This is a genomic window from Devosia lucknowensis (assembly GCF_900177655.1).
GTDB lineage: Bacteria > Pseudomonadota > Alphaproteobacteria > Rhizobiales > Devosiaceae > Devosia > Devosia lucknowensis.
In genome coordinates this window covers 223,690-235,946 of sequence record NZ_FXWK01000001.1, presented here as the reverse complement: position 1 = coordinate 235,946, position 12,257 = coordinate 223,690, and the positions used below count along the sequence as shown (strand labels likewise).

Sequence of the window (12,257 nt, the reverse complement as noted above, 5' to 3'; positions counted from 1 at the left end):
CAATTAGATCAATGCGAGGCATGAATGAGCTGGCTGTCCGCGGATGAAGCCCTGGCGCGGATGGGCACGAAACCGCAAACGCTCTACGCCAATGTCAGCCGCGGGCGCATCACGGCGCGGCCCGATCCGGCCGATCCGCGCAAGAGCCTTTATCGGGAGGACGATGTGGACCGGCTGGCCGGGCGGCAGCAGGGGCGGCGACCGGCGCGCACCGTGGCCGCCGAGAGCATCGCCTGGGGCGAACCGGTGCTCGAGACGCGGATCGCCACGGTGGCGGACGGGCGGCTAGTGTATCGCGGGCAGGATGCCGTGGCGCTGGCGGAAACGGCGACGCTGGGCGCGGTGGCGCGATTGCTCTGGAACTCGGCATCGGAAGTAGACTTTGCCGGCAAGGCGCGGGCGCTGGCGCCGGGCATGCCTGCGGCCTACCGTGCCGTGGCCGAACTGGCGGCGACCGACATGCCGACGACGGGACGCACACGCGGCGTGCTGCTGGGGGATGCGGCCCGCACCGTGTCGTTTCTGGCAGGCGCGCTGGCGGCGCCGGGCACGATGCCGGTGCATGAGCGGCTGGCGGGGCAATGGCAGAGACCCGAGGCGGCAGACGCGATCCGGCGGGCGCTGGTGCTGCTGGCCGAGCACGAACTCAATGCCTCCACCTTTGCCGCGCGGGTGACCGCCTCGACCGGCGCACCGCTTTCGGCGGCTGTGCTGGCGGGCCTAGCGGCGCTGAGCGGACCGCTGCACGGAACGGCCAGCCAGAGCATGGCGGGACTGGTGGACCGGGCGAAAAGGAACGGCGCCGAGGCCGCGGTGACGCAGCATCTGCGGCAGGGAGAAACGCTGGCGTGCTTCGGGCACCGGCTTTATCCGCAGGGCGATGTGCGCGCCACGGCGCTGATGGCGGCGTTTCGCCTGCCCGAGCCGTTTGCGGCGCTGGCGGAGGCGGGCGAGCGGTTGACAGGCGACAGGCCCAATATCGACTTCGCGCTCTCGGCACTGGTCGCGGCCTTCGACCTGCCGGAGGCCGCGCCGCTGCAAATCTTCGCCCTGGCCCGGAGCGTGGGGTGGATCGCCCATGCACTGGAGCAGGTGGAGACGGGCGCGCTGATCCGGCCGCGGGCCCGGTATGTGGGATTTGAGGCGTCCCAAAGGGCAAATCGTTCCAGTGGAGCGATTTGAGCCCGGAAAGGCCATGAGGGCTACGCCCGAATGGCGGGGAGGCGAAGCTCATCCACACCGTCACCACCCGGCTTGTGCGGGTGGTCCATATGTCCCAGGGATGGATTGCCCGGACAAGCCGGGCAATGACGGTAACTGAAAGCTTGGAGGCGTTTGGCGATCAGCCAAACACACTCGCGCCCTTGTCGGCGACGCCGACGAGGCGGCGGAAGCCGTCGAAGAGTTCGCGGCCCATGCCGAAGTGCTGTGGGCGCAGGTCTTCGGTGGCGGGGGTGCGGGAGAAGAATTCCTTTTCGTCGCCAAGGAAGGTCAACGTGCCCTCGTTGGCATCGAGGCGGATCATGTCGCCGTCGCGGATCTTGCTGATCGGGCCGCCATCGACGGCTTCGGGGGTCATGTGGATGGCCGCGGGGACCTTGCCCGAAGCGCCGGACATGCGACCGTCGGTGACCAGCGCTACCTTGAAGCCGCGGCCCTGAAGCACGCTCAGGGGCGGCGTCAGGTTGTGGAGTTCGGGCATGCCCAGAGCCTTGGGGCCGGAGAAACGCACGACTGCGATCATGTCGCCTTCGAGTTCGCCGGCCTTGAAGGCACGCTGCAGTCCTTCCTGGCCGTGGAAGACCCGTGCGGGCGCTTCGATGACGCGATGCTCGTCCTTGACGGCGGAGACCTTGATGACGGAACGGCCGAGATTGCCCGTCAGGAGCTTGAGGCCACCGGTCTGCTGGAACGGTTCCTTGACCGATGTCAGGACCTTGGGCAGCGCGCTCTGATCGGGCGACTGCTCGAAGACGAGGCCGTCGTCGCCCAGCTTGGCTTCGACCGTATAGCCGGAAAGGCCTGTACCCCAGACGGTCTTGACGTCTTCGTGCAGGTAACCGTCGGAGAGGAGCTCCTTGATGAGGAAGCCCATGCCGCCAGCGGCGTGGAAATGGTTCACGTCGGCGACGCCGTTCGGATAGACGCGCGCCAGAAGCGGCGTTGCGTCGCTGAGGTCGCTCATGTCGTCCCAGGTGACCTGAAGGCCGGCTGCGGCAGCCATCGCGATCAGATGCATGGTGTGATTGGTAGAGCCGCCGGTCGCGTGGAGCCCGACCAGGCCGTTGACGATAGCCTTCTCGTCGACGATGTGACCGATGGGGGTGTAGTTGTTGCCAAGGCTCGACAGCGACAGGGCGCGCTTCGTCGCTTCGCGCGTCAAAGCATCGCGCAGGGGCGTACCGGGATTGACGAAGCTGGCGCCCGGCAGATGCAGGCCCATGATCTCCATGAGCATCTGGTTGGAATTGGCAGTGCCGTAGAAGGTGCAGGTGCCGGCCGAATGGTAGGACTTGCTCTCAGCTTCGAGCAGTTCGGCACGACCGACCTTGCCCTCGGCATAGAGCTGGCGAACCTTGCTCTTTTCGTCGTTCGGAATGCCCGAGGGCATGGGGCCCGCCGGAATGAAGACGGCGGGCAGATGACCGAAGGCCAGCGCACCAATGACGAGGCCCGGGACGATCTTGTCGCAGATGCCAAGGTAGACGGCAGCGTCGAACATATTGTGCGAGAGCGCGATGGCCGTCGACATGGCGATCACGTCGCGGCTGAAGAGCGACAGGTCCATGCCCGGCTGGCCCTGGGTAACACCGTCGCACATGGCCGGGACGCCGCCCGCAACCTGGGCGGTGGCGCCGATCTCGCGGGCCGCTTCCTTGATGATATCGGGGTAGAACTGATAGGGCTGATGGGCGCTCAGCATATCGTTATAGCTGGTGACGATGCCCAGATTGAGCGCCTTGTTGCCGGCAATGGCCGCCTTTTCGGAAGGGCTGCAGGCCGCGAAACCGTGGGCGAGATTGCCGCAGGACAGGGCAGCGCGGTAAACGCCCTGTTCGCGGGCAGCGTCGAGACGATCGAGGTAATCCCGGCGGGTGTCGCGGCTGCGGGCGGCAATGCGATCGGTCACGTCCCTGATGGCCTGGCGGACGGTCATGGCAGTCTCCAATGGTAGCGCGAGGACGCGCCAAAGGGGGGGCCACTGGCGCGGATAGCCTCGCATCAAAAACTGATCTTCAAAGGCGGCCAGAGCGGTCGATTGGGGACCGCTCCAGGGGCCTTATGGAGACCAGTAAACTGTGACCGGCGCGCCAGAGCGCAGCACGGCGCGGATCGGCATGTCCTCGACCGGGCCATCGCCCAGAGCGGTCTCAAGGACACTGGCCTTTTCGTCGCCTTCGATATGAAGGTAGAGACCATCGGTTTCGAGCAGGCGCGGCAGCGTGAACGTGATGCGCGGCTCGCCGGCACCGGGTGCACGGATGGCAAGGGTCGGACCGGCGCCGGTCAAAGCGGCGTCGAGCGTGTCGCCGCCAGGAAAGAACGAGGCCGTGTGGCCGTCATTGCCCATGCCGAGAATGACCGCGGCAAATGGATGGGGCAATTCGGCCATGAGGGCATTGGTCTGGGCGACATGGGTCGCATCCGGCTCGTCGCCGCCCGAATAGAGCGGGAAGAAGCGCGCAACGGCGGCTGGGCCCTGCAACATCTTTTCATTGACCAGCAGGGCGTTCGAGCGATCGCTGGTTTCATCGACCCAGCGCTCATCGACAAGGGTAACGACGACCTTGTCCCATTCGATATCCCTAGTCTTGCCGAGGGCGGCGAAAAACTTGCCGGGCGTCGACCCGCCACTGACGGCGATGGCGGCCGAACCGCGCTCGGCAATGGCAGCCCGGATGCGATCGGCAACCGCTTCGGCGAGTTCCTTGGCGAGGGTGGCCTTGTCGGCGAAAGTGCGGCGGGTGAGGGTCATGGGGTGGACCTCCAGAGATGGTGCGGCGGGCAGGAACCCCCTCCTAGCCTCCCCCTGGAGAAGGGGGAGGGATTGATCGAGTTGGCGACGAATCTCTTGCACCACACTAGCGCCCCTCCCCCTGTCAGGGAGAGGCTGGGTGGGGGTACCACCGAAGCCGTTGCGTGCATGTCGTCCATCACGAATTGCTGCCCTCGTACCAGGTGCGGCCATCGCGTTCGATGAGGGCGACGGCGCCGCTCGGGCCCCAGGTGCCGGCCGTGTAGGTCTGCGGCGGCTCGCTCGAGCGATCCCAGGCTTCGCGGATCGGGTCGACCCACATCCAGGCCGCTTCCAGTTCGTCGCGGCGCATGAACAGGGTCTGCGAGCCGCGGATGACATCGAGCAGCAGACGCTCATAGGCTTCAGGCGTGCGTTCGGTGAAGGTCTCGGCAAAGCTGAGGTTCAGCGGCACTTCGCGCAGGCGCATGCCGCCCGGGCCCGGATCCTTGATCATCATCATGAGCTTGACGCCCTCGTTGGGCTGCAGGCGGATGATGAGCTTGTTGGCCTTGGGCGCGCCTTCCGCATGATCAAAGATCGAGTGCGGAATCGGCTTGAACTGGATGCAGATTTCCGAGACGCGCTCGGCCATGCGCTTGCCAGTGCGCAGGTAGAACGGCACGCCGGCCCAGCGCCAGTTGTCGATATGGGCCTTGAGCGCCACGAAGGTTTCGGTGCGGCTGCCCTTCTTGTCGTCGGGAAGCTCGTCCTGGTAGCTGGCGACGGCAGTCGCCTCGGACTTCACGCCGCGATACTGGCCGCGGACCGTTTCCTTGGCCACTTCGCCGTTGACGATGGGGCGCAGGGCGCGCAGCACCTTGAGCTTTTCGTCGCGCAGGGCATTGGCATCGTCGCTGGCAGGCGGCTCCATGGCCACAAGGCAGAGCAACTGCAGCATGTGGTTCTGGATCATGTCGCGCAGGGCACCGCTCTCGTCATAGTAGCCGCGGGTGCCGGCGCCGACGCTTTCGGCCACGGTCAGCTGCACGTGATCGATATGCGCCGAGTTCCAGACGGGTTCGAAGAGCGTGTTGGCAAAGCGCAGGGCCAGAAGGTTCTGCACCGTCTCTTTGCCGAGGTAGTGATCAATGCGATAGACCTGATCTTCCTTGAAGATCTTGGCGACGCCATCGTTGATTTCCATCGAGGAGGCGAGGTCGTGGCCGAGGGGCTTTTCGATGACGACACGAGCGTCGCGACGATAAAGCTTCTTGGCGTGGAGATATTCGGCGATGGGCTCGAACAGATCGGGCGCAACGGCAAGATAGAAGGCGCGAACGATGCCGGGATCGTCGCGCAGGGCTGCGCCGAGATCACCGGACTGGTCGGGCTTGCTCGCGTCGACCGGCACATAGGTGCAGATGCCGACGAAGCGATCGATGGCGGCGGCTTCCTGATAATCCTTCTCGACGAACTGGCTGAGCGCGTCGCGCACCAGCTTCTGGAATTCGGCTTCGCTGAGCTTGGTGCGAGACGCACCGATGATGCGGCTCTGCTCGTCGAACTGACCATCGAGGAAACGATGGTAGAGCGCCGGGATCAGCTTGCGCTTCGTCAGATCACCGGTGGCGCCAAACACCACGTAGTCGAAGGGCTGAACGGGAATGATGCGGCTGGACAAAAGCGTTAGTCCTCAGTTCGAAGCGAAATTCTGCCGGGCGAGAATGACGGCGCCATGCAGGGGTTCGTACTTGGGCAGGGCGACGAAGTCACCATAATGCTGCTGAAGCGTGGGATAGAGACGCTGCCCCAGGCCGCCGACAATGGCCATGACCGAGGCACCGTGGGATTTGAACCAGCGCACGTAGCCATCGATATAGCCGAGCTGGATATCGAGCAGCTTCAACGCTACGGGATCGTTCTGTTCGAGATGCTCGAACCAGAGCGGCATGAGCTTGCCGAATTCGCCCGGCGCACGGCCGATCAGGGCATCATCCTCGGAGCCGTCGCCGCTTTCCAGATGCACATCGAGTTCGGTGGCGAAGGACCAGGTCATGATGGCCTGGTTGTCGCCGCCCAGCGCCTGGGTAACCGCCTGGGTCAGGGCCGAAGCCTCGACCATGCCATCGTTGGCCTCGACGGTGTAGCGGACGAGTTCGCGGCCCAGAATGGCGCCCGACATCTGATCGCCGATGTGGAAGCCCCAGCCACCGGCCTGGAAGCGCTTGCCACCGACGATGGACATGGCGGCCGAACCGGTGCCGATGATCACCACGCCACCCTCTTCGCCGCCCAGCGCGCCGGCATGGGCGATGTCGATATCGTCGTAGACCTTGACCCCGGCAAAGGGCCAGGACCGCGCTGCAAAGCCGGCGCGGGCGCTATCCATGCGGCCGCCGGCCATGCCGAAACAGGCATAGGTGTTGGCGGCTTCGGCGAAGTCGATGCCAGCGGCCTCGAAAACGTCCCGGGCGCCGTCGGTAATGGCCTTGTAGGCCGGGTCGCCGCCGTCGATCTGCAAATTGGAGCGGCCGTTCTTGACCTCCGCCAGCGTCTCGAGATTCTCGTTGGCCAGGCGCACGCGGCAATTGGTGCCACCACCATCAACGCCAAGGTAATATCGCGGCACGAAGGGCAACTCCGTCGATTGAGGGGGATTGGGAGCAGATACCTGCTCTCGGGAATCCCACACTAGGGGGTCAATTCGGCGCGGACCATAATGCGAAAGGCGCTAAGACGAAAGTAGTAGAGCCAAGAAAATGCGGGTGGAGCGCAGGTTTTGCGTGGTGTGGAGATCGGGACGGCGCGCACACGGAACAGCTTGCCCATCGGCCCCGTTTAAAGCCACAGTGACAAGCACCTATACGGGTCGCGGCGGCGCCCGAAAGAGGATTGCGACATGACACGACATTGCCTGGTTCTGGGCGGGGCACGCTCGGGCAAGACTGCCTTTGCGGAGAGGCTGGCGCTGCGCGGCGGTTCACGCCCCGCCTATCTGGCTACCGCGACAACACTCGACGCCGAGATGCGCGACCGCGTGAGCAGCCATCAGGCCAGCCGCGGCGAACGCTTCACCACGATCGAGGAGCCGACGGCCCTGTCGGATGCCATCCTGAGAGCCGGTGCCGACCACGACGTGATCCTTGTGGATTGCCTGACGCTGTGGATCACCAACCTCCTGATCGCCAACGAGGATGTGTCGCTGGCCGTGAGCGAGCTCTGCGCCACGCTGATGGAGTTCCGGCAGGCCAAGGTGGTGCTGGTCAGCAATGAGGTCGGGCTCGGGATCGTGCCCGACAATGCCATGGCACGCACATTCCGCGACCTGGCCGGATCAGCGCACCAGCGGCTGGCGGAAATCTGCGACGACGTCTACTTCGTCGCCGCAGGACTGCCGCTGACTATGAAGGGCGAGACCCCGGGGCTGGTGAGTTGATCGCCTGATCCGATGCCATGCAACGCCCCGGCTTGCGCGGTCGTGGCGGGTGGCCCTCGGGTTGGACCGAGGGCGGAGCTGGATACTAGAGTTCATCTGACACTCAGCTGACCAGCATGATGAGCGCGACAAAGGCGCTGACGACGAGCAGCACGTCGAGCGTGCGGCGATAGAGCAGCAGGGCAAGCATGATGTCGCTGGGGCCAAGGCCTGACCTGCCGTCGCCGAAGGCGGGCAGATCGACCAGTTCGCCATCATAGCTGCGCGGGCCGCCGAGCCGGAAGTTGAGGGCACCGGCAAAGGCGGCTTCCGGCCAGCCCGCATTGGGCGAATCGTGTTTGCGGGCATCGCGGCGCGCAATGGCCCAGGCCTTGCCGGGGCTGGCGCCGGGGACGAAGAAACAGGCCGCGGTGACCAGCACGGCGGTGAAGCGGGCCGGTATCCAGTTGAGCACATCGTCGAGCCTCGCCGCAGCCCAGCCATAGTCGCGGTAGCGGTCATTGAGGTGGCCGACCATGCTGTCGGCGGTGTTGACGGCCTTGTAGAGGGCAATGCCGGGCAGGCCGAGCAGCAGGAGGAAGAACCAGGGCGCGACGACGCCATCGGAGGTCGATTCGGCGAGGGTTTCGATGGCGGCGCGGGCGACGCCGGGCTCGTCGAGGGTCGCGGGATCGCGGCCGACCACATGGCTGACGGCTTCGCGCCCGGCGGCGAGCGACGTGCGCAGAGCGTCGGCCACGGCCGCGACGGCGCGTCCGAGTTCCTTTTGCGCCAGGAAGACGGTGGCGAGCAGCATTTCCAGGAGCCAACCGAGGGGCAACCACGAGAGTATGGTGCGGATGCCTGTCGTCACGATCAGCACGGACAGCAGCAGCAGCCCGAGGGCGACGACGCCGGCGAGCTTGCGCTGGGCAGGGGTGCGCGCGGACGTGTTGAGGCGGGTGTCGCAGAAGCCGATCAGCTTGCCGAACCACATGACCGGGTGGCCGATGGTATCGACGAGTTTTTGCGGGTAGCCGACCTGGCGTTCGAGCGCCAGCGCCAGGGGAGAAATCAGCGGGTCCAAGGATCAGGTCTCCAGCGGTGCGGCGAGGCCGAGCAGGCGGTCAATATCGATATGGGTTTCGAGATGGTTCGCAAGGGTGTCGAGCACACGCTCGATCCCGGCCTCGAAGGCGAGGTCGGGGCTGGCCGCATTGCCCAGGAAGGCGCGGCGGAAACCGTCTGCCGAAAAGAGGCCGTGAAGGTAGGTGCCAGCCACGCGGCCATTGGCGCTGATGGCGCCTTCCGGCTTATCGCCAACGCTTGCGAAGGGGCGCACGGCGTCGGGACCGGAGGTCACACCCATATGCATGTGGTAGCCCTCGAGCGCCTCGCCCGTGGCCAGGTGCGTGGCGGCTTCGAGGCGCAACTGCTTGGTGGGGGCGAGAACGGTGTCGACGTCGAGGAGCCCAAGGCCTTCGCTGGTGCCGGGGGGACCTTCGATACCATCGGGATCGGCGATGGTCCGACCCAGCATCTGGTAGCCGCCGCAGATGCCGAGGATGCGGCGGCCAGCGCGGTGATGGGCGACTATGTCAATGTCCCAGCCGTTGGCCCGCAGAGCGGCGAGATCGGACCGCGTCGCCTTGGAGCCGGGCAGAAGCACGAGATCGGCGTCTCGCGGCATGACTTCACCGGGCTGGACGAGGGTCAGACGGATGCCGGGTTCGGCGCGCAGCGGATCGAGATCGTCGAAATTGGCGATGCGCGGCAGGCGCGGCACGGCAATGTGGAAGGCACCCTGCCCTGCGGCGAAGTCATCGAGCGCCAGGGCATCCTCCGCGGGAAGCCTTGCTGCATCGGCGAAATGGGGAACCGGTCCCAGACACGGCAGGCCGGTGCGGGTTTCGAGAAAGGCCTTGCCGCTTTCGAACAGCGCCGGATCGCCAAAGAACTTGTTGATGAGGCTTGCGCGCACAAGGGCGGCATCCTGGGGGTCGATGACATCGAGCGTGCCGACGATGGAGGCAATGACGCCGCCGCGATGGATGTCGCCGATCAGGACTACCGGCACCTTCGCAGCCTGAGCGAAGCCGAAATTGGCGATATCGCCCCGGCGCAGATTGACCTCGGAGGCGCTGCCCGCGCCTTCGACAAGGACGATGTCGACATCGGACGCGAGTTCACAGAAGGCGGTCAGGACTTCGGGGAGGAGCTGGGCGCGATCGGCCCAGTATTGGCGGGCAGAAAGGCTGGCGCGACGCTGCCCGCGGACCACGACCTGCGAGCCGGTTTCGCCTTCGGGCTTGAGTAGGACGGGGTTCATAGCGGTAACGGGATCGCGTCGGGCGGCGCGGGCCTGCAGCGCCTGGGCCCGGCCGATCTCCCCTCCATCGGCGGTCACAGCCGCGTTGTTGCTCATGTTCTGTGGCTTGAACGGCGCGACCGACATGCCGCGATTGCTCAACGCGCGGCAAAGGCCGGCCACGATGAGGGATTTGCCGACGTCAGAGCCGGTGCCCATGAACATCAAGGCTTTGGTCATGGAGCGATCTGGACTTTCACGGTGTTTCCCCCTCCGTCGTCATTGCCCGGCTACCGCGGCCGTCCGGCTTTCCTTGGCATCGTATGGACCACCAGGACAAGCCCGGCGGTGACGATGGGGTGCCTTAGAGCCGACGGCCAGTAGCCTAAGGCGCCGCGATGACGTGTGCATAGGAGCCCATGACGCGGCCGAGCTGGCCACCCATGGGCAATTGGCGGATGCCTTCGGCGTCGAGGGCTTCGAAAAGGGGCGGCAGGCCGGTCTGCTTTGCCGAGGAATAGTGGAATTCGTGGCCATTGAGGCCCGTTGGCCAGGGCAAGGCGCTCTCGTGCAGGAGGCGGCGGTAGCCCAGGACGCGCTTGGGGCGATCGATGCGGGTCGTTACCGGCAAAAGGCCTGCCATGGCGTGGCCGACCCCATCCTTGTCGACCAGCGCCTCGCCCAGGGCCATGAAGCCTCCGCATTCGCCATAGATCAGCGCATGGCGATCGCGCGCGGCGCGAAGGCCGGCGTGGAAGCTGGTCGCCGCAGCGAGAACGGGGCCATGCAGTTCCGGGTAACCGCCGGGCAGGAACACGGCGTCGGCAGATGCGGCAGGACCTTCGTCGGCCAGTGGGGAAAAGAAGCTCAGTTCTGCGCCGGCACTGCGCCAGCCGTCGAGCAGGTGTGGATAGAGGAAGGCAAAGGCGGCGTCGCGGGCGATGGCGACGTGCTGGCCAAGCGGCGGCAGCGTTTTCGGCGCGGCTTCGGCAGAGGGAGCCGGGGCACCGAGAGCGAGAAGCGCGTCGAGATCGACATAGTCGGCCACGGCATGGGCGGCGATGTCGAGAAAGGGGCCGAAGCCATCCACCTCGCCGGGCAGAACAAGACCGAGATGACGCTCGGGAATGACCAGTTCGGGACGGCGCGGGATGGCGCCCAGCAAGGGAATGCCCGTCGCCGCCAATGCGGAAACAAGCATGCGTTCGTGTCGCGCCGTGGCGACGCGGTTGAGGATGAGCCCGGCAATGGTGACATCGGGTCGCCAGTGGGCAAAGCCGGCCACCAGCGGCGCGACGGACTGGCTCTGCCGGTCGGCGTCGACGACGAAGACGACCGGCAGGTCGAGTGCGGCCGCAAGATCAGCGGTGGAACCCTGCCCGTCAGCGGATGCATCGAACAGGCCCATGACCCCCTCGACGACGAGGCAATCGGCGCCGGTTGCATGCTGGGCGGCCAGGGCGCGCACCTGATCGGGCGCCATGGCCCAGGGATCGAGATTGATGGCTTCGCGCCCCGCGGCGCGCCCGAGAAATACCGGATCGATGTAATCGGGGCCGGTCTTGGCGGGCGCGACGATCAGGCCGCGGCGACGCAGGGCAGCCAACAGTCCGAGCGTGACTGTGGTCTTTCCCGAGCCCGAGCGCGGCGCGGCAACAACGAAGCCGGAGGAGGATTTCATTGTTGAGTCGCTAGCCGAAGACATGCTTGCGCGCCTCCTCGACATACCAGTGCAGCTGGTCGCGATAGCGGGCGACAGGACCGAGGATGACGATGGCGGGTGTCGGCACGTCGACCGGCCCGAGTGCTTCACCCAGGGTGATCTGATGGATCGACTGGTGCGGATTGGCGACGTGGGAGACAAGGGTGAGGGCGTCGTCGGCCGGCCGGCCGGCGGCCAGCAGATGGCCAGCGATCACCGGCAGGTGCTTGACCGCCATGAACATGACCACCACGGGAGCCGCACGGGCCACAGAGGGCCAATCGATGCCACTCGGAACGGCGCCGCTTTCGTCGTGACCGGTGAGGAACAGCACCGTCTGATTGGTGTCGCGATGCGTGATCGGCAGGCCGGCATAGGACAGCCCGCCAAGACCTGATGAAATGCCCGGGACGATGCGGAACGGAATGCCGGCCCGCGCGAGTTCGCCCGCTTCTTCGCCGCCGCGCCCGAACATGAAGGGATCGCCACCCTTGAGACGCAGGACGCGCTTGCCCGACCGGGCCAGGTCGATCAGGCGAATGGTGATGTCGGCCTGTTTGGGCGACGGCTTGCCGCCGCGCTTGCCGGCATGGATGCGCTCGATATGGGGCGGCGCGAGCGCCAGGATATCGGGGGACACCAGCGCATCATGGACAATGACATCGGCCTGGCCGAGCGCATGAAAGGCCAAAAGGGTGAGAAGGCCGGGGCCGCCCGGCCCGGCCCCCACGAGCCAGACGGAGCCCGGCGCGAAGGGCGGGAAATCAGCCGCGGCGAGTTGGGAAAGGTGGCTGCCGACCATCAACACCCCTCCCCGTCACCGTGCCGCCCTCGGGCTTGACCCGGGGGCCAATACCGGCTTGCTGTGCGATGG

General features: G+C 66.0%; 10 protein-coding genes. 2 read left to right on the top strand and 8 right to left on the bottom strand.

Annotated features, from left to right (window positions below):
* Positions 1-24: 24 nt before the first annotated feature.
* Entirely contained in the window at positions 25-1,182 is a 1,158-nt protein-coding gene (locus tag CCK88_RS01140; protein ID WP_086468720.1) for a citrate synthase, read from the top strand.
* 160 nt (positions 1,183-1,342) lie between these two features.
* On the opposite strand, the gene edd is transcribed toward CCK88_RS01140, so the two are convergent.
* The 4 genes from edd to CCK88_RS01120 all read right to left on the bottom strand — a co-directional run bounded on the left by edd (position 1,343) and on the right by CCK88_RS01120 (position 6,587).
* The gene (gene edd, locus CCK88_RS01135) at positions 1,343-3,157 is read right to left on the bottom strand and encodes a phosphogluconate dehydratase (RefSeq protein ID WP_086468719.1); all 1,815 of its coding nucleotides are present in this window, start codon (positions 3,155-3,157) and stop codon (positions 1,343-1,345) included.
* A 123-nt stretch (positions 3,158-3,280) separates the two neighbouring features.
* Complete coding sequence (pgl, locus tag CCK88_RS01130) at positions 3,281-3,976, bottom strand: 6-phosphogluconolactonase (protein WP_086468718.1); 696 nt, start codon at positions 3,974-3,976, stop codon at positions 3,281-3,283.
* A gap of 178 nt (positions 3,977-4,154) precedes the next feature.
* Positions 4,155-5,639, bottom strand: coding sequence for a glucose-6-phosphate dehydrogenase (gene zwf / locus CCK88_RS01125; RefSeq protein ID WP_086468717.1), 1,485 nt, complete (start codon positions 5,637-5,639; stop codon positions 4,155-4,157).
* 12 nt (positions 5,640-5,651) lie between these two features.
* Positions 5,652-6,587, bottom strand: a complete 936-nt coding sequence (locus CCK88_RS01120; RefSeq protein WP_170926309.1) for a glucosamine kinase nucleotide-binding domain-containing protein — start codon at positions 6,585-6,587, stop codon at positions 5,652-5,654.
* Positions 6,588-6,857: 270 nt separating this feature from the next.
* Between CCK88_RS01120 and cobU the strand changes: the two genes are divergently transcribed.
* Positions 6,858-7,394, top strand: coding sequence for a bifunctional adenosylcobinamide kinase/adenosylcobinamide-phosphate guanylyltransferase (gene cobU / locus CCK88_RS01115; RefSeq protein ID WP_086468715.1), 537 nt, complete (start codon positions 6,858-6,860; stop codon positions 7,392-7,394).
* 103 nt (positions 7,395-7,497) lie between these two features.
* On the opposite strand, the gene cbiB is transcribed toward cobU, so the two are convergent.
* The 4 genes from cbiB to cobA all read right to left on the bottom strand — a co-directional run bounded on the left by cbiB (position 7,498) and on the right by cobA (position 12,185).
* Positions 7,498-8,460 carry an adenosylcobinamide-phosphate synthase CbiB gene (gene cbiB / locus CCK88_RS01110; protein WP_086468714.1) on the bottom strand — a complete coding sequence of 321 codons (963 nt, stop codon included), beginning with the start codon at positions 8,458-8,460 and terminating at the stop codon, positions 7,498-7,500.
* A 3-nt stretch (positions 8,461-8,463) separates the two neighbouring features.
* A complete protein-coding gene (locus CCK88_RS01105) occupies positions 8,464-9,921 on the bottom strand; it encodes a cobyric acid synthase (protein WP_086468713.1) in 1,458 nt (485 codons plus the stop codon).
* Between the two features lie 145 nt (positions 9,922-10,066).
* A complete protein-coding gene (locus tag CCK88_RS01100; protein ID WP_086468712.1) occupies positions 10,067-11,362 on the bottom strand; it encodes a cobyrinic acid a,c-diamide synthase CobB in 1,296 nt (431 codons plus the stop codon).
* Between the two features lie 10 nt (positions 11,363-11,372).
* Entirely contained in the window at positions 11,373-12,185 is an 813-nt protein-coding gene (gene cobA, locus CCK88_RS01095; RefSeq protein ID WP_086468711.1) for a uroporphyrinogen-III C-methyltransferase, read from the bottom strand.
* Positions 12,186-12,257 lie beyond the last annotated feature (72 nt).

Coding starts and splice junctions, on each gene's coding strand:
- CCK88_RS01140 (WP_086468720.1), top strand. CDS start 25: ATGAGCTGGCTGTCCGCGGATGAAGCCCTGGCGCGGATGGGCACGAAA.
- edd (WP_086468719.1), bottom strand. CDS start 3,157: ATGACCGTCCGCCAGGCCATCAGGGACGTGACCGATCGCATTGCCGCC.
- CCK88_RS01105 (WP_086468713.1), bottom strand. CDS start 9,921: ATGACCAAAGCCTTGATGTTCATGGGCACCGGCTCTGACGTCGGCAAA.
- pgl (WP_086468718.1), bottom strand. CDS start 3,976: ATGACCCTCACCCGCCGCACTTTCGCCGACAAGGCCACCCTCGCCAAG.
- cobA (WP_086468711.1), bottom strand. CDS start 12,185: ATGGTCGGCAGCCACCTTTCCCAACTCGCCGCGGCTGATTTCCCGCCC.
- CCK88_RS01100 (WP_086468712.1), bottom strand. CDS start 11,362: ATGAAATCCTCCTCCGGCTTCGTTGTTGCCGCGCCGCGCTCGGGCTCG.
- cobU (WP_086468715.1), top strand. CDS start 6,858: ATGACACGACATTGCCTGGTTCTGGGCGGGGCACGCTCGGGCAAGACT.